Source organism: Ruegeria sp. B11 (genome assembly GCF_056539785.1).
In genome coordinates this window covers 348,631-370,834 of sequence record NZ_JBQFVO010000003.1, presented here as the reverse complement: position 1 = coordinate 370,834, position 22,204 = coordinate 348,631, and the positions used below count along the sequence as shown (strand labels likewise).

The window sequence follows — 22,204 nt, the reverse complement described above, 5'->3', positions numbered from 1 at the left end:
AGAAAGGTATGAGGGGCCAAGCTAGTGGAGCCCCTCATGAACCAGATCACACCTCAACCCGGCATAATGGACATCGCGCTGTATCAGGGCGGACAGTCGCATGTTGACGGTGTTGCGGATGTCATCAAGCTGAGTTCCAACGAAAACCCGTTTGGGCCAAGTCCCAAGGCGATCGAAGCGGTGCGCGAAAGTGCCGTTTCGCTGCATCGTTATCCCAGCACCGATCATTCCAGCCTGCGCGCCGCAATTTCTGAACGGCACGGACTGGATTCCAATCGGATCATCTGCGGTGTCGGCAGTGATGAAGTGTTGCAGTTCGTGGCGCAGGCCTATGCTGGTCCGGGTGATGAGGTGATATATACCGAGCATGGATTCTCCATGTATCCGATCATCGCGCGAATGGCTGGCGCGACCCCGGTCATGGTGCCCGAGAGAGATCGCCGTGTAGACGTAGATAGCATCCTTGCCGCGGTCACTGGGCAGACACGGATTGTCTTTGTGACCAATCCGGGAAATCCTACTTCAACCATGATCTCTGACGCCGAATTGCAGAGGTTGGCGGATGCATTGCCAGCCGATTGCCTGATGGTGCTGGATGGTGCCTATGCCGAATTTGTCGATGGTTTCGATGGAGGCGCAGGGCTGGTGGACCGGTTTAGCAATGTCATCATGACCCGGACGTTTTCGAAAGTGTACGGTCTAGGTGGGATGCGCGTTGGCTGGGGCTATGCGGCGAAAGAGATTATTGATGTGCTGAACCGCGTTCGTCAGCCGTTCAACCTGTCGCTGACGGCTCTTGCGGCGGCTGAGGCCGCCGTGCGGGATGAGGAATATCTGCGGTTCTGCCTGTCTGAAAATGCACGCCTCCGGATTTGGTTGTCTGATGAACTGGCGAAGGTCGGCGTTTCATCCGATGTGTCATGCACGAATTTCATCCTCGCCCGTTTTGCTGACAGGGCCGAGGCGGAAGCCTGCGATGACTATTTGAAAACGCAGGGTTTGATCGTGCGGCGGGTCGCGGGCTACAACCTGCCAAACGCGCTGCGGATCACCGTAGGCGACGAAATCGCCTGCGGTCGCGTGGTTGCAGCGATTACTGCGTTCAAAGGGGGCGCTGTATGAGCCAGATTTACGACCGTGTTGCGCTGATCGGGTTGGGCCTGATTGCATCGTCCATGTTCTGGGCGATCAAACGGGCTGGGCTTGCGGGCGAAGTGACGGGTTATGCGCGATCCGAGGCAACCCGCGAGACGGCGCGCCAGATCGGCCTTTGTGACCGGGTTTGCGAGACCGCGGAAGAGGCGGTCGAGGGTGCTGATCTGGTGGTTCTGTGTGTTCCGGTTGGCGCAATGGGACCTGTGGCGCAGCAGATTGCACCGGTTCTGAAATCCGGTGCCACCGTTTCAGACGTGGGGTCGGTAAAGCGTCACGTGATTGACGCCGTCTCACCACACATACCTGATGGCGTTCATTTCATTCCGGCGCACCCACTGGCTGGGACCGAGCATTCCGGGCCTGATTCGGGTTTCGCCGAACTGTTCGACAACCGTTGGTGCCTGTTGGTGCCGGTCGAAGATTCCGATCCGGATGCGATCGCTCGCCTGCGGGCTTTGTGGGAGGGTCTGGGATCGAATGTCGATGAAATGGACGCCGCGCATCATGATTTGGTGCTGGCGGTCACCTCGCACGCACCTCACCTGATTGCCTATACGATGGTGGGTGTTGCGGATGATCTCCGGCGGGTTACAGACACCGAAGTCATCAAGTATTCGGCAGCTGGTTTCCGCGATTTCACCCGCATCGCGGCTTCGGACCCGACGATGTGGCGTGATGTGTTTCTGACCAACAAAGACGCAACGCTGGAGATTCTGGGCCGGTTCACGGAAGAGCTCTTTGCGCTACAGCGGGCCATCCGAACAGGTGACGGAGAGCAATTGTTCGACTACTTTACGCGCACACGGGCGATCCGCCGCGGCATCATTGATGCGGGCCAGGATACGGATGCGCCAGATTTCGGGCGGGGAAAAACATCGACATGAGAAAGATCGGTTGCAGCCATTTGATTTTCTGCGTTGCTTTGGCGGCAACGACTGCAAATGCGGCGGCGCCTGAAACTTCTATTGTGCCGTTGACGCGCCCGGAAACCACCCAAGCGATGGTGGCAATCCTCACCCCCAACATCCGGCCTGTGCTACGGCCCGCTTCGCCGCAGGTAACGGCCGCTGCAGCCCGTCCCGCTGAATTACCATTGCTCGGGCCCGAGAATTCGATCCGCCCGTTTGTGCGCCCGGAAGAATTGGAACAACGCGTCTTTCTTAAGAAACGCAAGCTGCGTAAGGGTTCAGTCTGTGGCGATATCGATATTCAGGGTAAGCCGGTTGGACGTGTGAAGGGCAAGATCAAAGCCTGCGGGATTAAGGATGCAGTGCAAATCACCTCAGTATCGGGGGTCGGGCTGAGCCGCCCAGCGACGATGGATTGCGGCACTGCACAGGCGCTGAATAATTGGGTCGACAAAACTGTAAAGCCCACGTTCAAACGCCGAGGTCCGGTGGTCGAGCTACAGGTCGCCGCGCATTACGCCTGCAGAACACGTAACAACCGTAAAGGGGCGCGGATTTCTGAGCATGGTAAAGGGCGCGCCATCGACATTTCGGGCTTCAAGATGGCCGATGGTGAGGTGGTGACGGTTCTGAATGGCTGGCGCAAAAATCCGTCCAAGAAGCAACTGACCAAGGTATGGCGCGGCGCGTGTGGGCCATTTGGCACGGTTCTCGGACCAAACTCTGATCGCTACCATCGGGATCATTTCCACCTAGACACCGCGCGCTACCGCAGCGGCACCTATTGCCGTTAACGCAGTACCAGTCTCGGGGCAGGACCAAGGGGCAACGGACCCAAGGCGACGAACCCATCTCTGAAATTCAGCTGTAAATCCAGCGCATTTGGGTTGCCACCCAGTCCAGCCATGAAGCCCAATGCACGGGTCACAGGATCGACTGCCTGATCCGGCAGCGCACCTGCGGCGTTTGCCATCGCGATCATGTCGCGCCAGTTTTCGGCTTTCATCGCAATTTCACCCGTTGGAATGCCCTGTTCGTCAACTTCCAGTTCGCCGGTGGCGAACAGACGCAGCTCACCCCATTTCATTTCTGCCAAACGCAGATCAATCGCAACGGGTTGGGGGCGACGCTGCTCAAGTGCGGTGCGGTCCCACGGTTTGTCGAAAGTGACAAACATATCCATTTCCAGCGTTTCGAACGATTGCGGCAGGGTCGATGCTGAACGCATCAGGCGTCTCAGATCATCGCCGGGGGTAAATCCGTCGATCTTCGCAGTAATCCCATAGCTTTCGGGCGCTCCAGATTGCTCCATCACAAGGCTCAGCGACTGGCCTCCGGCTTGCGGATCACCTTCGGTTGTCAGCAGCCAGCGCTTTGAGTTCAGCGCCATTTTCTCGAGCACCAGCGCGACACCGGGTTGGAGCTGCAATTCGGCTTGTAGCGCTTCGGCCTGAACGGTCGTGGTCTGGTCGAAATAGGAAAGGCGCTGCGGCGTACTGGCAAAGCGCAGCATCTGGCGGCCGGGCCAGATTGCTGGGCTTTGGAACTCGACCCAGTCCGCACTCCACGCCGTTCCGTTGACCGGATCGGCCAAAGCGGGATTATTGAGGCGTGTGATGTGCTGAAATGGATATCCTGCCGTCGACACGTCCGAGAATTCGGCCTGCCAGCCCAGTTCTTGCTGCCGGTCAAACCAACCGGTCAGGGCGTTTCGCAGACCATAACCGGCGACAAACCAGTAGGCGCTCCACGCGAGGGCGATAAATACGAAAACGCGTATCAGACGGCGCATGATGAATGGCCCTTTTTCCTGCCTCGGATTTGATGTTTATAGGGCCAAACGGGCAAGGACCAGTGCAATGACGATGTGGGTATTCGGATATGGATCGCTGCTGTGGAACCCGGGCTTTCCGGTGGCACGCAGCGAACGCGCTAAATTGCACGGATATGCGCGGTCGTTTTGCATGCGCTCTATCCACCATCGCGGCACGGAAGAAGACCCCGGTTTGGTATTGGCGCTGGACGAACAGCCAGACGCGCATTGCGCTGGATTGGCGCTTTCTGTCGAGGCGGGTCACGAAGAGCGCACTTTGGCTGAATTGCGTGAGCGTGAGCTGATCTCGTCAGCCTATCTGGAGCGGATGCTGGACGTGCAACTGGACTGCGGGCAGATCGTAAAGGCAGTGACTTACGTCATCGATGCTCACCACGTTCAGTATTGCGGCGGTCTTCCATTGGAAGAGCAGGCTCAGATCATCGCCCACGCGGTTGGCGGACGTGGGCCAAATACCGAATATCTCTACAATACTGCCTCGCACTTGACCGAGATCGGATTGCACGACCCTGATCTTGAGTGGTTGTCGCAACGGGTGCGGACAATCAGCGCATAAACTCTTGGCTTCACGGGGCGAACTTCGATAGGTTCAGCCCAGAGCAGACAATACCAGGAGCCACGCGCATGGCGCAGGCACAACAGGGCGTGAGACCACATTTCTCACAACCGATCCGTCAGATTTTGATGATGCTGATCGCAATAGGGCTGTCAGGACTTGGCGTGTTCATGGCGTTGCCATATGTGCTGCCGGTTATTCAGGCCAATCTGTATCTTAACGGGTTCATTTTGCTGGTTTTTGTCATCGGTGTCGCTGCCTGTTTTCTGCAAGTCACACAGCTGATCGGATCGGTTCGTTGGATCGAAGCCTTTGCCGGAGGGGTCGAACGTGACGATGTGGGCCCGCCGCAACTGCTTGCCCCACTGGCGTCGTTGTTGAGGGAACGCGGGGCGCGGTCTCAGATCAGCTCTAGCTCTACCCGATCGATCCTCGATTCCGTCGCCGAACGGGTCGAAGAAGAGCGCGAGATCACCCGCTACATCACCAACGTGCTGATCTACCTTGGCCTACTGGGGACATTTTTTGGTTTGGCCACCACTGTCCCCGCCATCGTTGATACGATCCGCAGCCTGAACCCGCAGGAAGGTGAAGAAGGTCTGGCCGTCTTCAACCGTCTGATGACAGGATTGGAAGCGCAGCTGCAGGGCATGGGCGTTGCTTTTGGGTCGTCATTGCTGGGTCTGGCCGGATCCTTGATCGTCGGTTTGCTGGAACTATTCGCGGGCCATGGCCAGAACCGGTTCTATCGCGAATTGGAAGAATGGTTGTCCTCAATCACCCGCGTTGGCTTTGCTGCGGGCGATGAGGGCGGCGCGGAACTGGCCGTGCTGACCCCAGTACTGGACGCCATGTCTGAACAAATGGATGCACTGCAGGACATGTTCTCGGCGCAAGAGGCTGATCGGACGGACGTATCAGCCAAGCTGGGGCAATTGGTCGATGTCATCGGGGAAATGAACCAGCGTCAGGCCCAGACCGAAGGTGTTACGGCTGCGCTTGAACGTGTGGCGCTGGGGCAGGACGCTTTGCTGGATCACATGCGCGATCACGGCGCGGGCGAGGGGATCGATGCGGAAAGCCGCATGCGCCTGCGGTCGATGGATGTTCAGTTGCTGCGTATACTCGAAGAAATCTCCGCTGGTCGTCAGGACAGCATGAACGAACTGCGCAAGGATTTTGAGCTACTGGTCAAAGCGTTGACTTTGCCACGGGGCGCCGTACGTACCCCCCCGGAAGGAGAGTAACCCATGGCGCTGTCCCGCCGCACAGGTCAACGATTTTCGGGCTCTGTCTGGCCCGGCTTCGTGGATGCGATGACGGGATTGTTGATGGTGCTGACCTTTGTGCTGACCATCTTCATGGTCGTGCAATTTGTGCTCCGCGAAACCATTTCGGGGCAAGAGGATGAACTGACGGCGCTGTCCGACGAAATCGCTGCGCTGGCCGGGGCGCTGGGGCTGGAAGAGCGGGAAAACAGCCGTCTTCAAGCGCGTCTTGGAAACTTGAATGCAACGCTTAATCAGGTCGAAGACGATCTGGAGCAGGCACAAACCCGCATAACCGACTTTGAAGCACAGGTCGCGGCTTTGCTGGCTGATCAGGCGCGTGCGCAGGGGGATATCGCCGCGCTAGAAACGCAACGCGATGAGTTGCTAAATGATCAAGATGCCTTGAATTTGGCACTTGCTCAAAGCAGACAAGAAATCGACGCACAGGCCGAAGCCGCCCGCCTTGCCGCGGCTCGACGCGAAGCACTTGAAGCTCTCGTCGCCGAACTAGAAACCAGCGAAATTGCACAGGCAGCTCAGATATCCGAGCTAGAACAGCAACTGACCGAGGAAGAGGCCGCGCGTCTGGCCGAAGCCGCCGCTGCTGAGGCGTTGCGTGATCGATTGCAGAATGCAGATGCTGAACTGACAGCGATGACCTTGGCGCTGGAAGCGCAGCGAAAGGAAGCCGAGGATACCCTGACTTTGCTAGCTGCGGCACAGGCTGCCAAGGCAGAGCTTGAGCGTCAGTTCGGTGAGATCAATGCCGAAGAACTGAGGGAACAACTGCAGGCGGCGCTGGATGCCCAAACCCAAGCACAAGCAAATGAAGCTGAACAAAGGTCGCTGGCCGAGGAGCGCGCGGCGCTGCTGGCGCTCGCCCGAGAGGCGCTTGCATCGGAACAGGAAATCTCGACCGAAGCGCAACGTCAGACCGCGCTGCTTAATCAGCAGATGGCAGCCCTGCGCAGCCAGTTGGGATCGCTGCAGGCTTTGTTAGACGATTACGAAGAACGTAATACCGCCGCCGAGATCCAGATACAGACGCTGGGCCAGGATCTGAATGCCGCTCTAGCGCGCGCAGCCTCGGAAGAACGCCGTCGCCGACTGCTGGAAGAGGCTGAACGTATTCGGCTGGAAGCCGAGGCCGAGAAACTGGCGGGCCAAAATCAGGAACTAGCCGCACAGGCCGAGGATTTGCAGCGCTATCGCTCGGAATTCTTCGGGCGGCTGCGCGATGTGCTGGGTGATCAGGATGGCGTGCGCATCGAAGGTGACCGTTTCGTGTTCTCGTCTGAGGTGTTGTTTGCCACCGGGTCCGCAAACCTGTCTGCGGAAGGTCGTCAGGAGGTTGCCAAAGTTGCCAATATCCTGCGAGGCGTTGCCGCAGAAATACCCGAAGGGTTGAACTGGGTCATCCGTGTCGATGGTCACACCGACAATGTGCCACTTGCAGGCAGCGGACGATATCGCGACAACTGGGAGCTCAGCCAGGGCCGTGCCCTTTCTGTGGTGCGCTACATGGTTGACGCGCTCGGCATTCCACCTGATCGTTTGGCCGCAAACGGGTTCGGAGAATTCCAACCCGTTAATCCCGCCGACACACCCGAGGCGCGCGCGCAAAACCGTCGGATCGAGTTGAAGCTGACAGAGCGGTAAGGCTGGTTCGAACCACCTTGGATCACCTGCCAAACAAGAAAAACGCCCACCGAAAAGGCGGGCGTTTTTCGTTATAGAGGCTGTAGGTTAGTCCGCTGTCAAGAGCGGGGGCTTGTCGCCCGGAATGCGGGGCTGATCGGGGCCCAGGATTTCCAGATTCAGCTCGCCCTTCTTCATCGAGACACGGACCACGCCGCCTTTGGCCAGTTTGCCGAATAGCAGTTCCTCGGCCAGAGGTTTCTTGATGTGTTCCTGAATAACACGACCCAGAGGTCGCGCACCCATCTTGTCATCATAGCCCTTGTCGGCCAGCCATTCGGCGGCACGCGGTGTCAGATCGATGGTCACGCCACGATCCAGCAACTGTGCTTCCAGCTGCAGGACAAACTTCTCAACGACCTGCAAAATGACCTCTTTCGGTAGTGGTGCAAATGAGATCACAGCGTCCAGGCGGTTGCGGAACTCCGGCGTGAACATACGTTCGATCGCTGCGGTATCCTCACCTTCGCGCCGGTCGCGGCCAAAGCCGATGGCGGCTTTCGCCTGCTCCTGCGCACCTGCGTTCGATGTCATGATCAGGACCACGTTGCGGAAATTCACCGTCCGGCCATTGTGGTCGGTCAATTCGCCGTGATCCATCACCTGCAACAGGATATTGAATACGTCCGGGTGCGCTTTTTCGATCTCATCAAGCAACAAGACGCAATGTGGGTGCTGGTCGACACCGTCGGTCAGCAAACCACCCTGATCAAACCCGACATAACCCGGAGGCGCACCGATCAGACGGCTGACCGCGTGCTTCTCCATGTATTCCGACATGTCGAAACGCAGCAGTTCAACACCAAGCGTGTCAGCCAACTGTTTCGCCACCTCTGTTTTGCCAACACCGGTGGGGCCAGCGAACAGATAGTTGCCGATGGGTTTTTCGGGCTCACGCAGACCGGCGCGCGCCAGTTTGATCGCACTGGACAGCGCTTCGATCGCTTCATCCTGACCAAACACCACGCGTTTCAGCGAGGTTTCGAGATCTTTCAGAACCTCGGCATCATCCTTGGTGACGTTCTTGGGTGGGATACGCGCAATCTTGGCAACCACCGCCTCGATCTCTTTGACGCCGATGGTCTTGCGACGTTTGCTTTCGGCCAGCAGGTGCTGCGCTGCCCCGGCCTCATCGATCACGTCGATGGCCTTGTCGGGCAGTTTGCGGTCGTTGATATAGCGCGCCGACAATTCGACAGCTGTCTTGATCGCGTCGGCAGTATATTTGATCGAGTGATGCTCTTCGAAATATGGTTTCAGACCGCGCAGAATTTTGACACTGTCCTCGACCGACGGCTCGTTCACGTCGATTTTCTGGAATCGGCGGCTCAGCGCGCGGTCTTTTTCGAAATGCTGACGGAACTCTTTATACGTGGTCGAGCCCATGGTGCGCAGTTTGCCACCCTGAAGCGCTGGCTTCAGCAGGTTCGACGCATCCATCGCTCCGCCCGAGGTTGCACCCGCTCCGATCACAGTGTGAATCTCGTCGATGAAGAGAACTGCATCAGGGTGCTCTTCCAATTCGGTCACAACCGCTTTCAGACGCTCTTCGAAATCGCCGCGATAGCGAGTTCCCGCAAGCAGGGCACCCATATCGAGCGAGTAGATGGTGGTTTCCGACAACACGTCCGGGGCCTCGCCCGCAACGATCTTATGCGCCAGACCTTCGGCGATGGCGGTTTTGCCGACACCGGGGTCACCTACCAGCAACGGGTTGTTCTTGCGCCGGCGACACAGCACCTGAATACAGCGTTCAACCTCGTCCGAGCGTCCGATCAGCGGATCTACATCACCGGCGCGTGATTTGGCGTTCAGATCAACGCAATATTTGCCAAGCGCACTTTCTTTTTGCTCGGCGTCACCAGATGTCGTCTGAGCCTCTTCTTCGGCTTCATCAGCACCCGTTACAGGACGATTCTCTCCATAGGCCGGGTCTTTGGCCACACCATGTGCGATGAAGTTTACCGCGTCATAACGGGTCATGTCCTGCTCTTGCAGGAAATAGGCTGCGTTGCTTTCACGTTCGGCGAAGATGGCCACCAGTACATTGGCCCCGGTCACCTCTGTGCGGCCAGAGCTTTGAACGTGGATCGCGGCGCGCTGAATGACACGCTGGAAGGCTGCCGTGGGCACGGCTTCGGACCCGTCGATATCAGTGACGAGGTTTGACAGATCTTCGTCGATGAATTCGACCAAGGTGCTGCGTAACTCGTCCAGATCGACGCTGCACGCTTTCATGACGCGCACCGCATCGGGTTCTTCCAACAGCGCCAGCAGCAGATGCTCTAGCGTTGCGAATTCATGTCGCCGCTCATTCGCCGCCGCAAGGGCCGCGTGGATGGCTTGTTCAAGTGTGCTCGAGAATGAAGGCACGCGGGTGCTCCTCTGTATTGGGCCGGAAGGGGGCGGGCTGCAGGCCGGATCCCCATCCCAACCATGTCCTCATACTATTAGAGTTTGGTTGATCCCGCCCCGGCTTCAAGGGTTTTCTTTCACTTGACAGTCACATTTGTTGTGACCGTGGCCGTGATTGGGGCTTGAAACGGGTTAAAAGCTGTCTTTTTGGGCTCGAATTTCGGCGAATACGGACACGGGATCAGAGTTTTCCATGCCCAGATGGGCCTGAATCGCCGGATCAGTGGCCCTTAGAAACGGATTTGTCGCCTTTTCCAGGCCTAAAAGCGAAGGCACAGTAGGTTCTCCAGCAGCGCGGGCGCGATTAATATCGGCCACGCGGTCAAGCAAGGCTGGGTTGTCGGGATCGATGGTCAGGGCGAACTTGGCGTTTGCCTGTGTGTATTCGTGGCCTGAGCACACGATTGTTTCATCGGGCAGGGCCGCCAACTTGCTGAGAGAGGCCCACATTTGCGCAGGCGTGCCCTCGAACAATCGTCCACATCCCAGCGCCATCAGGCTGTCAGCGGTGAATACAACGCCAGTTTGGGGCATGTAGAATGCAATGTGCCCAATTGTATGACCGGACACATCAAGAACCTCGACCGGCTCACCGCCGATATAAAATGTGTCACCTTCAACCACCGCCTGATCGAGTTTTGGCAACCGATGCTCATCTGCTTTTGCGCCGATCACACGCGCGGGCTGTTTCGCCAGAATGTCGCCCAGCCCGTCCACATGATCCCAATGATGATGGGTCAGCAACACATGGCTTAGCTGCCAGCCGCGCGAATCCAGTTCAGCCAGAATCGGAGCTGCCTCTGGCGCATCGATCAAGGCAGTCTCACCGCTGGCCGGATCATGGGCGAGAAAGGCGTAATTATCGCTGAGGCAAGGAATGGTAACGATCTCAAGAGGCATGGCCTTTTGCCCTTTCATTGCTAGACTGCGCCCAGCTAAGCCGATTGACCGGGTGTCCGCAATGCATCTTGATGTGCAGGATCTGAGGAATTTCTACTATCGCAGCACCCTGGGTCGCGCGGCCCAGGCAGCGATCCGTGGTCGGTTGGTGGATCTTTGGCCCGAAGCCAAGGGGCAAACTGTGGTCGGATTTGGTTTTGCCGTACCTTTATTGCGGCCTTACCTCAAAGATGCGCGCCGTGTGATTGGTCTTATGCCTGGTCCGCAGGGTGTAATGCCATGGCCTGCGGGGATGCCCAATGTTTCCGTTCTGACCGAAGAGACGATGTGGCCAATCGAAACAGGCCATGTGGATAAACTGGTGGTGATGCATGGTTTGGAAACTTCAAACCGACCCAGCCAATTGCTGGAAGAATGCTGGCGCGTTCTGGGGCCCGGAGGGCGTGTGCTATTTGTCGTACCGAACCGGGCCGGGCTTTGGTCGCGCTCAGACCGGACGCCGTTTGGCTTTGGGCAGCCCTATTCAACAACCCAATTGGAAAACCAATTACGCGCGCACCACTTCGTCCCTGAAAACCATTGCTCGGCGCTTTACCTACCGCCTTCGTTCCGTAGGTTCTGGCTAAAATCGGGCAGCCTGATCGAGAAGACTGGGCAACGCATCCCAACCGTCATGGCCGGAGGTGTGCTTATGGTTGAGGCCAGTAAACTCATTCGCCCGCCTAGCGGAAGCGTTACCAAAGACACAGCGAAGCGCCCGATCAAAGCGTTGGATGGTTTGTTAAAGCCTGCGTGACAGTCCGGCGCATTTTGAACGGAAAAAATGCGGGAAAAAGGTCACAGGAATCGCAAAAACCTGCATATTCGTAACATTTTTCAACTGCCCCAATCGGTCCAAAGGGTCGCAGTTGGGTTAAGTGTATGAAAAATAATAATTTGTGGATAAAACTGTTACCGCTATAGCGTATTGCTTGGTTGGAACACCTCTGCTACATCCCCGGTGATTTTGATCCCCGCCCTAAATGGACGGGGTTTCCTCACGCCCCAAGGTAGCGGCCGCTACTCAAAATCGGGGCCTCAAATATCGGAAGGGTGGACGTGTCCGAACCAGCTTCGATTTCCACTGGCATCGCCGAGCGCTATGCCACCGCGATCTTCGAGATCGCTAAAGAGAATAACGACCTTGCAGGTCTGGAAACCGGAATCAACGATCTGGCAGCAGCATTGGGTGACAGCGCTGAATTGCGCGACCTGATCGCATCGCCTTTGGTTTCGCGCGCCGAACAGGAAAGCGCAATCACCGCTGTTGCGGACAAGATGGGCCTGCATGCCATCCTGCGCAATACGCTGGGTTTGATGGCGCAGAAACGTCGTCTGTTCGTTGTACCGCAACTGGTGCAGGTTCTGCGCGACATGCTGGCTGACGAGCGTGGCGAGGTGACCGCCGATGTCGCCTCGGCCAAGGCGCTCACCAAGACCCAAATGGATAAACTGTCCAAGACGCTGTCCGAGCGTGTGGGCAAGACCGTGACAATCAATGCGACCGTGGATGAAAGCCTCATCGGCGGTCTTGTCGTTAAAGTGGGCTCGAAAATGATCGATAGCTCGATCCGTTCGAAGCTGAACTCCCTACAGAATGCAATGAAAGAGGTCGGATAAATGGGAATCCAAGCTGCAGAGATTTCTGCAATCCTGAAGGACCAGATCAAGAATTTTGGTCAGGAAGCCGAAGTGGCCGAGATCGGCCGCGTGCTGAGCGTCGGTGACGGGATTGCCCGTGTATACGGCCTGGACAACGTGCAAGCGGGCGAAATGGTCGAATTCCCCGGTGGCATCATGGGCATGGCCCTGAACCTGGAAAGCGACAACGTCGGTGTTGTTATCTTCGGTTCCGACCGTGACATCAAAGAAGGTGACACTGTTAAGCGCACCAACTCGATCGTGGACGTTCCGATCGGTGACGAGCTGCTGGGCCGCGTTGTTGACGGTCTGGGCAACCCGCTGGACGGCAAAGGCCCGATCAACGCGACCAAGCGTGGCGTTGCAGACGTTAAAGCGCCGGGCATCATTCCGCGTAAATCGGTTCACGAGCCGATGGCAACCGGCCTGAAATCGGTTGACGCAATGATCCCAATCGGCCGTGGCCAGCGTGAGCTGATCATTGGTGACCGTCAGACCGGTAAAACCGCCGTTGCTCTGGACGCGATCCTGAACCAGAAAGTTTACAACGACGCAGCAGGCGACGATGAGTCGAAGAAGCTGTACTGCGTGTACGTTGCGATCGGTCAAAAGCGTTCGACCGTTGCTCAGCTGGTGAAGAAACTGGAAGAGTCCGGTGCGATCGACTACTCGATCGTTGTGGCGGCAACCGCGTCCGACCCGGCACCGATGCAGTTCCTTGCACCTTACGCCGCAACCGCGATGGCCGAATACTTCCGCGACAACGGCCGCCACGCGCTGATCATCTATGATGACCTGTCGAAGCAGGCTGTGTCCTATCGTCAGATGTCGCTGCTGCTGCGCCGTCCGCCCGGACGTGAAGCCTATCCTGGCGACGTTTTCTACCTCCACTCGCGTCTGTTGGAACGTTCGGCAAAGCTGAACGAAGACTTCGGTGCGGGCTCGCTGACTGCTCTGCCGGTTATCGAAACTCAAGGTGGTGACGTTTCGGCGTTTATTCCGACCAACGTGATCTCGATCACCGACGGCCAGATCTTCCTAGAAACCGAACTGTTCTACCAAGGCATCCGCCCCGCCGTGAACACCGGTCTGTCGGTTTCGCGTGTGGGCTCCTCGGCTCAGACCAACTCGATGAAGTCGGTCGCCGGTCCGGTTAAACTGGAACTGGCTCAGTACCGCGAAATGGCTGCCTTTGCGCAGTTTGGTTCTGACCTCGACGCCGCGACCCAGCAGCTGCTGAACCGTGGTGCGCGTCTGACCGAGCTGATGAAACAGCCACAGTACTCGCCGCTGACCAACGCTGAAATCGTCTGCGTAATCTTCGCCGGCACCAATGGTTACCTCGACAAGATCGACGTGTCCGATGTTGGCCGTTACGAAGCTGGCCTGCTGGCGCACCTGCGCGGCAAGCACGCGGACCTGCTTCAGTGGATCACGGACGAAGATCCCAAGATCAAGGGTGACGCTTCCGACAAGATCAAGGCTGCGCTGGACGAATACGCCGCAACCTTCGCTTAAGGGAGAGGCGGGCATATGCCAAATCTTAAGGACCTTAAAAACAGGATCGAGTCGGTTAAATCGACCCGCAAGATCACCAAGGCCATGCAGATGGTCGCGGCCGCAAAACTGCGTCGCGCCCAGGAATCTGCCGAAGCCTCGCGTCCCTATGCCGAGCGGTTCAATGCCGTGATGGCGGGGCTGGCGGCTTCGGTCGGGGGCAGCGACAGCGCCCCCAAGCTGCTCCGTGGCACGGGCAGTGATGATGTCCATCTGCTGGTTGTCATGACAGCTGAACGCGGCCTGTGTGGCGGCTTCAACTCGAACATCGCCAAGCTCGCTCGCCAAAAGGCGGACGAGTTGCGCGCCAAAGGCAAGACGGTCAAGGTTTTGACCGTCGGCAAAAAAGGCCGCGACGCGCTCAAGCGTGATTTTAGCGATCTGTTCGTTGGACATATCGACCTGAGCGAGGTCAAGCGTCTGGGGTATTCCAACGCGCAAGACATCGCCAAGGACGTCCTGTCTCGTTTCGACGGGGGTGAGTTCGACGTTGCCACGATCTTCTACTCGAAGTTCGTCAACGTTGTGACCCAGATCCCGACGGCACAGCAGGTCATCCCCGCCTCGTTCGAAGACGAAGCGACGGGTGACGACAGCGGTGCGGTATTCGACTACGAGCCCAGCGAAGAGGCCATCCTGGCCGACCTGCTGCCCAAGGGGGTTGCCACCGCGATCTTCTCGGCTCTGCTCGAAAACGGAGCGTCTGAACAGGGTGCACGGATGTCCGCAATGGACAACGCGACACGCAACGCGGGTGAGATGATCGACAAGCTGACGATCCAGTTCAACCGCTCGCGTCAGGCCGTGATCACCAACGAGCTGATTGAAATTATTTCCGGCGCCGAAGCGCTGTAGAGACCTACCGGAGACGAAACATGGCGAATGCAAAAGGCAAAGTCACACAGATCATCGGGGCCGTCGTCGACGTGCACTTCGAAGATCAGCTGCCTGAAATTCTGAACGCGCTGGAAACCACCAACAACGGCAAGCGCCTGGTGTTGGAAGTTGCTCAGCACCTGGGTGAAAACACCGTCCGCACCATCGCGATGGACGCGACCGAAGGTCTGGTCCGCGGCGAAGCCGTGACCGACACTGGCGCACCGATCTCGGTTCCGGTTGGTAACGCCACTCTGGGCCGCATCCTGAACGTGGTTGGCGAGCCGATCGACGAAAAAGGCCCGGTTGAAGCAACCGAAGCCCGTGCGATCCACCAGCCTGCACCGACTTTTGACGAACAGTCGACCGAGTCGGAAGTTCTGGTCACTGGCATCAAGGTTGTTGACCTACTGGCCCCATACGCCAAAGGCGGTAAGATCGGCCTGTTCGGCGGCGCCGGCGTTGGTAAAACCGTTCTGATCATGGAACTGATCAACAACATCGCAAAAGTGCACTCGGGCTTCTCGGTGTTCGCGGGTGTTGGTGAAAGGACTCGTGAAGGGAACGACCTGTATCACGAGATGATCGAATCGAACGTTATTAAACCGGACAACCTGTCGGAATCGCAGGTGGCCCTGGTTTACGGTCAGATGAACGAACCTCCGGGTGCGCGTGCGCGTGTTGCTCTGACCGGTCTGACCCTGGCCGAGCAGTTCCGCGACCAGTCCGGTACTGACGTTCTGTTCTTCGTCGACAACATCTTCCGCTTCACGCAGGCGGGTTCCGAGGTTTCGGCTCTGCTGGGTCGTATTCCTTCGGCGGTGGGCTACCAGCCGACCCTGGCCACCGACATGGGTGCCCTGCAGGAACGCATCACCTCGACCAAGTCGGGCTCGATCACGTCCGTGCAGGCGATCTACGTGCCTGCGGACGACCTTACCGACCCTGCGCCGGCAACCTCGTTTGCGCACTTGGACGCGACCACCGTTCTTAACCGTGCGATCTCGGAAAAGGGTATCTACCCGGCGGTTGACCCGCTCGACTCGACCTCGCGTCTGCTCGACCCGGCCATCGTTGGTGAAGAGCACTACAAGGTTGCGACCGACGTTCAGCAAATCCTTCAGCGCTACAAGTCGCTGCAGGACATCATCGCCATCCTTGGCATGGACGAACTGTCGGAAGAGGACAAACTGACAGTGGCACGTGCCCGTAAGATCGAACGCTTCCTGTCGCAGCCGTTCGACGTGGCCGAAGTCTTCACCGGTTCGCCGGGCGTTCAGGTTCCTCTGGATGTGACCATCGCGTCGTTCAAAGCGGTTGTCGCTGGCGAATACGATCACCTGCCCGAAGCGGCCTTCCTGATGGTTGGCGGCATCGAAGAAGTGATCGCTAAAGCGGAGAAGATGGCCGCAGAAGCCGCCTAAGGAGTATCCCTGATGGCAAACACGATGCAATTCGACCTCGTCAGCCCTGAGCGGAGCCTTGCTTCGCTTAGCGCGACGGCGGTCCAGATTCCCGGCGCGGACGGGGACATGACGGCAATGCCCGATCATGCCCCCACAATTACAACTCTGCGCCCGGGCATCCTGAAGGTCGAAGCACCCGAAGGCTCCAGCGAATACCTGGTCACCGGTGGGTTTGCTCAGATCAATGGTGATGGCCTGTCGGTTCTGGCCGAAAAGGCCATTCCGGTTGCTGAAGTAACACGCTCGCATCTGGACGATCTGATCGCTGACGCCCGCGCTTCGCACGAGGCGGCCAAGGCCGGTGACGATCAGACCATCGTCGACGATGCTGCAAAGTTGCTGGCTGACATGGAAGCTCTAGGAACGCATATGAGCCTGTAAGGGTTCATGACATTCTGATCACTTGGAACGGCCCCGTATCCGCGGGGCCGTTTTTTTGTCGTGATTTTGCCATTCGCTGAAGTTAAGCTGCAGGAATTGAACAATAAAAGACGATAGATGAAAAAGTTTCAAACCCATCCCATCGGCATTGATCAGGGCGAGGAGGTCTTGTTTTCCGATTTCGCCGATGGTGGCGTGATGTGGACTGGTGAGGGCCCGCGTGAGCGTCGTGTAAGCGTCCGTTTTTCAGAAGTGTTCCGCTCTGTGCCAATCGTCCAGATAGGCGTGGTGCTTTGGGATGTGGATACGTCTTCCGCTTTACGGGCTGAAGTTCAGGCCGAAGATATAACGCTGGAAGGATTCAATGCGGTGTTTCGCACCTGGTCCGATACGCGTATCGCCAGAATTCGGGTGAATTGGACCGCAATTGGAGATGTTTCGCATGAAGACGATTGGGACATCTCGTGAAGCAGGCCTGTTCGTGACATAAGATTGCGCACCTTCGCGCGTCGTCCCATAAAGAAGACTGGCCACCCCAAATAGCGGCTAACGCAACCAGAGGATCTTACAGGTGTTTGCACGAGATCACATCGAATACGAAGCCTTCGACCTTCCGGATCGTATGGACTTGTCTGATGAAGAAATGCTGGCCGAAGCGCGAGCGTTCTACGACAAGATGAAACGCCGCCATACCGTGCGTGACTATTCGGACCGGCCCGTCGAGCGCACGGTCATCGAAGAGTGCATTCGCGCAGCCGGAACAGCGCCCTCAGGAGCCAATCATCAGCCCTGGCACTTTGTGGCAATCTCGAACCCTGAGATGAAGCGCCGTATTCGGGAAGAAGCGGAAGCTGAAGAGCGCAGGTTTTATGAAGGCGGTGCCGGGGATGAATGGCTGAAGGCGCTTGAACCAATCGGGACTAACGATCAGAAGCCGCATCTGGAAGACGCACCGTGGCTGATAGTGATTTTCGCCCAACGTTGGGGTCAATTCGATGATGGAGATCGGTTCAAAAACTACTACGTGCCTGAAAGCACGGGCATTGCCACGGGCTTTTTGTTGACGGCGCTGCACCATGCAGGGCTGGTATCGCTGACCCACACACCCAACCCGATGAAATTCCTGAATAAACTGCTAAACCGCCCTGATCATGAAAAACCTATTATGATCGTAGCTGTAGGCCACCCGCAAGACGACGCGAAGGTGCCAAAAGTTGCAAAGATGAAAAAACCGTTGGAAGAAATCATGACGGTCGCCGAATAGGTAGGCCGTCATGAATTCAGACATTATCTATGGTAGCCAGCAGTTTTTTCGATCAATCCATATGATAAAGTGACTCGTAGATCGGCGTCAGTGTCTTGTCTTCGAACAAAGATGACACGCTGGTGCCATTCCAAATGTTCAGGATCGCCTGCGTAAAGATCGGCGCGGTGGGCACGATGCGGATATTGGCGGCCTTGTTGATCTCAGCCGTAGGCTGGATCGTGTCCGATAGGACCAGAGATTTCATCACCGAATTGGTCACACGTTCAACCGCCGGTCCACTCATGACACCGTGGGTGATGTAAGAGTGTACTTCCTTGGCGCCGTTATCCATCAGCACCTGGGCAGCTTTGCACAGAGTGCCAGCGGTATCGCAAATGTCATCGACAATCAGGCAGATTTTGTCTTTCACGTCACCAATGACAGTCATCTCGGCCACTTCGCCTGCCTTTTCGCGGCGTTTGTCAACGATCGAAAGGGGCGCATTGATGCGTTTGGCCAATTCACGGGCACGTGCAACACCGCCGACATCCGGCGAGACCACCATCAGGTCGTCCATCTGATCCTTGAATTGTTTCTTCACATCCAGGGCAAAGATCGGAGAGGCATAAAGGTTGTCCACCGGCATGTCGAAAAAGCCCTGAATCTGGGCTGCGTGCAGATCCATGGTTAGAATCCGTTCGATACCCGCACCAGTCAGCATGTTTGCCACCAGCTTGGCGCTGATTGGTGTGCGCGCCTTGGTGCGGCGGTCCTGACGGGCGTACCCGAAATACGGAATGACAGCGGTGATCCTGGCTGCGGATGAACGGCGCAGGGCATCTGCGATGATCAGCAGCTCCATCAGATTGTCATTGGCGGGGTTCGAGGTTGGTTGAACGATAAACATATCCTCACCGCGCACATTCTCGAAAACCTCGACAAAAATCTCTCCGTCGTTGAACCGTTCGACCCGAGCATCGACCAGCCCCTGGTCAACGCCGCGATGCAGGCTCATGCGACGTGCAATGGTTTCGGCAAGCGGAAGATTGGCGTTCCCAGCGATAAGCTTGGGTTCGTGAAGTGTCGGCATCGGCTGATTTTCCCCGGGCAGCAGTGGCAATGTGACAGATTCGTGATGTTGACACCGCTTAGCATGGGTCTACCGTCCCGCAAAGATAACGCAGCGGAGAAAGTGAACATGGCCCAGATTGACTACTTTTTTGCGACACTCTCGCCCTATTCCTATCTGGCGGGAATGCGCCTTGAAGAGATCGCGGCAAAACACGGTGCGACGATCAACTATAAACCATTGGATATTGTTGCCCTGTTCGGCCGGACAGGTGGAACGCCACCAAAAGACCGACATATATCTCGCATCGAATACCGCGCGCAAGAATTGGTGCGCCAAGCGCGCAATCTGGATATGCCGTTGAACCTGCAGCCTGCGCACTGGCCGACGAACATGGCTCCGTCCTCTTACGCTGTGATCGCAGCAGTACAGGATGGATCAGGTGATGTGGGTAAACTTTGCCATTCCTTCTTGCGTGCCTGCTGGGCAGAAGAAAAGGACATCTCTGATGATGGCGTGATCCGGGATTGCTTGGAACAGGCAGGATTTAATCCAAATCTAGCTGATAGTGGCCTGTTGGTAGGTGCGGAAACCTACGCCGCAAATCTGGAAGAAGCCGTGGACCGGGGTGTTTTTGGGGCACCATTTTACATCACACCGGACGATCAGAGGTTCTGGGGACAGGACCGTCTTGATGATCTGGACAAACATCTGGCTGAGATGAAATAGCCGGGGCAGGGAGGCACGGCTACAAGAGGTTCAGAAACCGATCGATCTGCTCGGTTCCGATGGACCAGTCACAGACAAGGCGGCAGGCCAGCATCTCGTCTTCGTCCTCACCGTCCAACGTATCGCCCCACAGGTGATAGACGGCGCCGGCCTCGTGCAGGCGCTTGTGTTGGCTGCGGGGAAAGCTTGCGAAAATCATGTTTGCCTGGGGTTCATGCAGGAATTCTGCCCCGACTGCCCGCAGACCATCCGCAAGACGCGCACAATTATCGTTGGCTTTACGTGCCGACTTCAACCACAGGTCGTCCTGCAGATAGGCGGCCATCTGGGCTGACAAATAACGGTGTTTGGAGAACAGATGTGCGCCGCGCTTGCGACGTAACTCGAACTCCCAAGCCTTGCTTTCGTCAAAGAATATGACTGCTTCGACACCCATCAGACCGTTTTTGGTGCCGCCAAAGCTGACGGCGTCAATACCGGCTTTCGATGTCATTTCTGCCGGTGAGCAATTCAAAGAGACAAGAGCATTAGTGAAGCGCGCGCCGTCCATATGCACCGGCAGCCCATATTTCTTGGCAACGCCACACAAGGCATGAAGTTCGGCAAGCGAGTAAACCGAGCCACGCTCGGTCACCTGAGTGATCGAGACAGGCCCGCGCTGCGGACCATGCACGCCGCGGGTTTCTTCCCCCTCAATGGACTTGGTCAACGCTTCGGGGGTCATCTTGTCGCCACCCGGCACCAGAGTCAGTTTCGCGCCGGTGTAGAATTCGGGGGCATTGCACTCATCTTCGTGGATATGAGCGACGGGTGAACAGAACACGGTTTCCCACGGCTTGCTCAGCGTTGCCAACGCCAGTGAATTCGCTGCCGTTCCCGTAGCGACCAGATAAACTGCCGCACCCGGTGCTTCGAAAATGCCGCGGATTTGGTCGCGCACTTCGTTCATCAAGGTGTCGGCGCCATAAGCCATCTGATAGCCCTGATTGGCTTCGGCCAATGCGGCCAGAACTTCGGGATGAACAGGCCCGGAATTATCAGAGGCAAAATGCATTAATTCGGCTCCTCGATGATGTAGTCTTCCCACTCTTCCATGGGCGTTTCGAATTCAGATACGGTTCGCCGCTGCACGGAGACTCCGGCGGTGTGAACGCTTTCAGGCGTACCTGATAGCAAAGGGTGCCAGTCGTAAAGCGGTTTGCCTTCCCAGAGCAGTCGATAGGCGCAAGTCTGGGGCAGCCAATAGGCATGGTTGTCGATGTTATCGGGTGTCATGACGATGCATTCGGGCACGAATTGGTGGCGGATATCATATTGGGTGCACCGGCAAGTTTCGTCATCCAGCAGGCGACAGGCAACACAGGTCAATGCGACCTCGCCCGTATCTTCGTCTTCCAGCTTGTTAAGACAGCATTTGCCGCAACCATCACACAGGGCCTCCCACTCACGCTGGTTCATCTTGCGCAGCGGCTTGCGTTCCCAGAATCGGGGCGCGAGGCCAGCTCGATCGATTGGATCCGTAGTCATGTACTGGCCAGTATCTCTCTCGCGCGCGCGCAATCGGCATCCATCTGCGAGATCAACCCGTCAAGGCCGTCGAATGTCATTTCGGGCCGCAGATAGTCGACCAGACCAACGGACAGCGTGGCACCGTAAAGATCACCTGAGAAATTGAACAGAAATGTCTCGATGTTAGGAACCTCGCCTTGGAACATGGGCCGGGTCCCGACCGATGCCGCCCCGTGATAGCTGCCCTGATGCGGGCCATCCAGGACGTCGACCAAAACTGCATAAACGCCGAATCTCGGAGGGTGTAGTCCTTCGATCGACATATTGGCTGTCGGGTACCCCAACTCTCGTCCGCGTTGCTCGCCTCCGACGACCTCACCCTCGATCCGGTGCCAGTGCCCCAGCATTGTTGCCGCATCGCGCGGGCGCCCCTCTGACAGAGCTGTCCGGATCGCAGTCGACGAAACCACATTCTCGGTGCGCTCCAACAGGGGCGCGATTGTCACACCGAACCCCATCTCTTCGCCAAAGCGAACCAGGTCCTGAGGGTTACCGCTGCGCCCTTTGCCAAAACAAAAATCGGCACCCACGACAACATGAGAAAGCCCCAGACCATCGCATATGACATTTCTCGCAAAAGCTTCGGGCGTCATACCCGCGAGCGTTGAATTAAAAGGCAGTTCATAAAGCTTCTGCACGCCGAGTTTTTCTAGCCGGTGCGCGCGTGCATTGCCGCGCATCAGACGAAAGGGCGGTGCCTCTGGGGAAAAATACTCTCGCGGATGCGGCTCAAATGTCATGACCCCCAGCGGCGCGTTCAATTCAGCATTGCGCGCCAACTCGATGACGGATTGATGGCCAAGATGAACACCGTCAAAGTTCCCGATGGCGACACTTGCGCCTCGGTCTTCTGGTTCAACAAACTGGAAGTCCCGGATGATATGCATGCGGCTT

The 22,204-nt window shown here is 57.2% G+C and carries 22 protein-coding genes; 15 read left to right on the top strand and 7 right to left on the bottom strand.

Going from position 1 to position 22,204, the window contains the following annotated elements; translation table 11 throughout:
- Positions 1–36: 36 nt before the first annotated feature.
- The 3 genes from hisC to ACR0I1_RS13580 are packed head-to-tail and all read left to right on the top strand — an operon-like array spanning position 37 to position 2,857.
- The gene (gene hisC, locus ACR0I1_RS13590) at positions 37–1,122 is read left to right on the top strand and encodes a histidinol-phosphate transaminase (RefSeq protein ID WP_480706894.1); all 1,086 of its coding nucleotides are present in this window, start codon (positions 37–39) and stop codon (positions 1,120–1,122) included.
- The gene (locus tag ACR0I1_RS13585; protein WP_170420534.1) at positions 1,119–2,039 is read left to right on the top strand and encodes a prephenate/arogenate dehydrogenase family protein; all 921 of its coding nucleotides are present in this window, start codon (positions 1,119–1,121) and stop codon (positions 2,037–2,039) included. The genes hisC and ACR0I1_RS13585 overlap by 4 nt, the downstream gene beginning before the upstream one ends.
- Positions 2,036–2,857, top strand: coding sequence for an extensin-like domain-containing protein (locus ACR0I1_RS13580; protein ID WP_480706893.1), 822 nt, complete (start codon positions 2,036–2,038; stop codon positions 2,855–2,857). Before ACR0I1_RS13585 ends, ACR0I1_RS13580 begins: the two co-directional genes overlap by 4 nt.
- Here the strand turns inward: ACR0I1_RS13580 and ACR0I1_RS13575 are convergent.
- Complete coding sequence (locus ACR0I1_RS13575) at positions 2,854–3,855, bottom strand: DUF2125 domain-containing protein (protein ID WP_170636083.1); 1,002 nt, start codon at positions 3,853–3,855, stop codon at positions 2,854–2,856. The genes ACR0I1_RS13580 and ACR0I1_RS13575 overlap by 4 nt on opposite strands.
- Positions 3,856–3,922: 67 nt before the next feature.
- On the opposite strand from ACR0I1_RS13575, the gene ACR0I1_RS13570 reads away from it, so the two are divergent.
- From ACR0I1_RS13570 to ACR0I1_RS13560, 3 genes are all read left to right on the top strand, one after another.
- Positions 3,923–4,453, top strand: coding sequence for a gamma-glutamylcyclotransferase (locus ACR0I1_RS13570; RefSeq protein ID WP_480706892.1), 531 nt, complete (start codon positions 3,923–3,925; stop codon positions 4,451–4,453).
- 68 nt (positions 4,454–4,521) lie between these two features.
- Entirely contained in the window at positions 4,522–5,700 is a 1,179-nt protein-coding gene (locus ACR0I1_RS13565; RefSeq protein WP_480706891.1) for a biopolymer transporter ExbB, read from the top strand.
- Between the two features lie 3 nt (positions 5,701–5,703).
- Complete coding sequence (locus ACR0I1_RS13560; protein WP_480706890.1) at positions 5,704–7,383, top strand: peptidoglycan -binding protein; 1,680 nt, start codon at positions 5,704–5,706, stop codon at positions 7,381–7,383.
- A gap of 87 nt (positions 7,384–7,470) precedes the next feature.
- On the opposite strand, the gene clpA is transcribed toward ACR0I1_RS13560, so the two are convergent.
- Both clpA and gloB read right to left on the bottom strand, forming a co-directional pair.
- Positions 7,471–9,795, bottom strand: a complete 2,325-nt coding sequence (gene clpA, locus ACR0I1_RS13555) for an ATP-dependent Clp protease ATP-binding subunit ClpA (RefSeq protein ID WP_170401887.1) — start codon at positions 9,793–9,795, stop codon at positions 7,471–7,473.
- Between the two features lie 174 nt (positions 9,796–9,969).
- Positions 9,970–10,737, bottom strand: a complete 768-nt coding sequence (gloB, locus tag ACR0I1_RS13550; RefSeq protein ID WP_170512527.1) for a hydroxyacylglutathione hydrolase — start codon at positions 10,735–10,737, stop codon at positions 9,970–9,972.
- Between the two features lie 61 nt (positions 10,738–10,798).
- Here gloB and ACR0I1_RS13545 point away from each other — a divergent pair, with 61 nt between their 5' ends.
- From ACR0I1_RS13545 to ACR0I1_RS13510, 8 genes are all read left to right on the top strand, one after another.
- Positions 10,799–11,533: a methyltransferase domain-containing protein gene (locus ACR0I1_RS13545; RefSeq protein ID WP_170401881.1), complete on the top strand. Its 735-nt coding sequence runs from the start codon at positions 10,799–10,801 to the stop codon at positions 11,531–11,533.
- A 302-nt stretch (positions 11,534–11,835) separates the two neighbouring features.
- Positions 11,836–12,396, top strand: a complete 561-nt coding sequence (locus ACR0I1_RS13540) for a F0F1 ATP synthase subunit delta (protein ID WP_170392445.1) — start codon at positions 11,836–11,838, stop codon at positions 12,394–12,396.
- Entirely contained in the window at positions 12,397–13,935 is a 1,539-nt protein-coding gene (gene atpA, locus ACR0I1_RS13535; RefSeq protein ID WP_170392443.1) for a F0F1 ATP synthase subunit alpha, read from the top strand.
- A gap of 15 nt (positions 13,936–13,950) precedes the next feature.
- Positions 13,951–14,829, top strand: coding sequence for a F0F1 ATP synthase subunit gamma (locus ACR0I1_RS13530; protein WP_170392441.1), 879 nt, complete (start codon positions 13,951–13,953; stop codon positions 14,827–14,829).
- Between the two features lie 20 nt (positions 14,830–14,849).
- Positions 14,850–16,274 carry a F0F1 ATP synthase subunit beta gene (gene atpD / locus ACR0I1_RS13525; RefSeq protein WP_039537698.1) on the top strand — a complete coding sequence of 475 codons (1,425 nt, stop codon included), beginning with the start codon at positions 14,850–14,852 and terminating at the stop codon, positions 16,272–16,274.
- 12 nt (positions 16,275–16,286) lie between these two features.
- Entirely contained in the window at positions 16,287–16,697 is a 411-nt protein-coding gene (locus ACR0I1_RS13520; RefSeq protein WP_170392439.1) for a F0F1 ATP synthase subunit epsilon, read from the top strand.
- A 117-nt stretch (positions 16,698–16,814) separates the two neighbouring features.
- Positions 16,815–17,165 carry an H-type lectin domain-containing protein gene (locus tag ACR0I1_RS13515; RefSeq protein ID WP_170420549.1) on the top strand — a complete coding sequence of 117 codons (351 nt, stop codon included), beginning with the start codon at positions 16,815–16,817 and terminating at the stop codon, positions 17,163–17,165.
- 103 nt (positions 17,166–17,268) lie between these two features.
- On the top strand, positions 17,269–17,961 hold the full coding sequence (locus ACR0I1_RS13510) for a nitroreductase family protein (RefSeq protein ID WP_480706889.1): 693 nt from the start codon (positions 17,269–17,271) through the stop codon (positions 17,959–17,961).
- Positions 17,962–18,013: 52 nt separating this feature from the next.
- Here ACR0I1_RS13510 and ACR0I1_RS13505 read toward each other — a convergent pair whose 3' ends face one another.
- Positions 18,014–19,033 (bottom strand): ribose-phosphate pyrophosphokinase, encoded by a 1,020-nt coding sequence (locus ACR0I1_RS13505; protein WP_170392433.1) that lies wholly within the window; start codon positions 19,031–19,033, stop codon positions 18,014–18,016.
- 108 nt (positions 19,034–19,141) lie between these two features.
- Here ACR0I1_RS13505 and ACR0I1_RS13500 point away from each other — a divergent pair, with 108 nt between their 5' ends.
- Positions 19,142–19,741: a 2-hydroxychromene-2-carboxylate isomerase gene (locus ACR0I1_RS13500; RefSeq protein WP_170564150.1), complete on the top strand. Its 600-nt coding sequence runs from the start codon at positions 19,142–19,144 to the stop codon at positions 19,739–19,741.
- A gap of 19 nt (positions 19,742–19,760) precedes the next feature.
- Here ACR0I1_RS13500 and ACR0I1_RS13495 read toward each other — a convergent pair whose 3' ends face one another.
- From ACR0I1_RS13495 to ACR0I1_RS13485, 3 genes are read right to left on the bottom strand one after another with little or no spacing between them, the layout of a single operon-like run.
- Positions 19,761–20,795, bottom strand: coding sequence for a threonine aldolase family protein (locus ACR0I1_RS13495; RefSeq protein WP_480706888.1), 1,035 nt, complete (start codon positions 20,793–20,795; stop codon positions 19,761–19,763).
- Complete coding sequence (locus tag ACR0I1_RS13490; RefSeq protein WP_170512517.1) at positions 20,795–21,268, bottom strand: YcgN family cysteine cluster protein; 474 nt, start codon at positions 21,266–21,268, stop codon at positions 20,795–20,797. The genes ACR0I1_RS13495 and ACR0I1_RS13490 overlap by 1 nt, the downstream gene beginning before the upstream one ends.
- Entirely contained in the window at positions 21,265–22,197 is a 933-nt protein-coding gene (locus tag ACR0I1_RS13485; RefSeq protein WP_170392424.1) for a bifunctional riboflavin kinase/FAD synthetase, read from the bottom strand. The genes ACR0I1_RS13490 and ACR0I1_RS13485 overlap by 4 nt, the downstream gene beginning before the upstream one ends.
- Positions 22,198–22,204: the final 7 nt, after the last annotated feature.

Coding starts and splice junctions, on each gene's coding strand:
- ACR0I1_RS13495 (WP_480706888.1), bottom strand. CDS start 20,795: ATGCATTTTGCCTCTGATAATTCCGGGCCTGTTCATCCCGAAGTTCTG.
- ACR0I1_RS13575 (WP_170636083.1), bottom strand. CDS start 3,855: ATGCGCCGTCTGATACGCGTTTTCGTATTTATCGCCCTCGCGTGGAGC.
- ACR0I1_RS13585 (WP_170420534.1), top strand. CDS start 1,119: ATGAGCCAGATTTACGACCGTGTTGCGCTGATCGGGTTGGGCCTGATT.
- ACR0I1_RS13505 (WP_170392433.1), bottom strand. CDS start 19,033: ATGCCGACACTTCACGAACCCAAGCTTATCGCTGGGAACGCCAATCTT.
- ACR0I1_RS13565 (WP_480706891.1), top strand. CDS start 4,522: ATGGCGCAGGCACAACAGGGCGTGAGACCACATTTCTCACAACCGATC.
- ACR0I1_RS13485 (WP_170392424.1), bottom strand. CDS start 22,197: ATGCATATCATCCGGGACTTCCAGTTTGTTGAACCAGAAGACCGAGGC.
- ACR0I1_RS13515 (WP_170420549.1), top strand. CDS start 16,815: ATGAAAAAGTTTCAAACCCATCCCATCGGCATTGATCAGGGCGAGGAG.
- ACR0I1_RS13570 (WP_480706892.1), top strand. CDS start 3,923: ATGACGATGTGGGTATTCGGATATGGATCGCTGCTGTGGAACCCGGGC.
- ACR0I1_RS13560 (WP_480706890.1), top strand. CDS start 5,704: ATGGCGCTGTCCCGCCGCACAGGTCAACGATTTTCGGGCTCTGTCTGG.
- ACR0I1_RS13545 (WP_170401881.1), top strand. CDS start 10,799: ATGCATCTTGATGTGCAGGATCTGAGGAATTTCTACTATCGCAGCACC.
- atpA (WP_170392443.1), top strand. CDS start 12,397: ATGGGAATCCAAGCTGCAGAGATTTCTGCAATCCTGAAGGACCAGATC.
- atpD (WP_039537698.1), top strand. CDS start 14,850: ATGGCGAATGCAAAAGGCAAAGTCACACAGATCATCGGGGCCGTCGTC.
- ACR0I1_RS13520 (WP_170392439.1), top strand. CDS start 16,287: ATGGCAAACACGATGCAATTCGACCTCGTCAGCCCTGAGCGGAGCCTT.
- gloB (WP_170512527.1), bottom strand. CDS start 10,737: ATGCCTCTTGAGATCGTTACCATTCCTTGCCTCAGCGATAATTACGCC.
- ACR0I1_RS13500 (WP_170564150.1), top strand. CDS start 19,142: ATGGCCCAGATTGACTACTTTTTTGCGACACTCTCGCCCTATTCCTAT.
- ACR0I1_RS13530 (WP_170392441.1), top strand. CDS start 13,951: ATGCCAAATCTTAAGGACCTTAAAAACAGGATCGAGTCGGTTAAATCG.
- ACR0I1_RS13490 (WP_170512517.1), bottom strand. CDS start 21,268: ATGACTACGGATCCAATCGATCGAGCTGGCCTCGCGCCCCGATTCTGG.
- ACR0I1_RS13580 (WP_480706893.1), top strand. CDS start 2,036: ATGAGAAAGATCGGTTGCAGCCATTTGATTTTCTGCGTTGCTTTGGCG.
- hisC (WP_480706894.1), top strand. CDS start 37: ATGAACCAGATCACACCTCAACCCGGCATAATGGACATCGCGCTGTAT.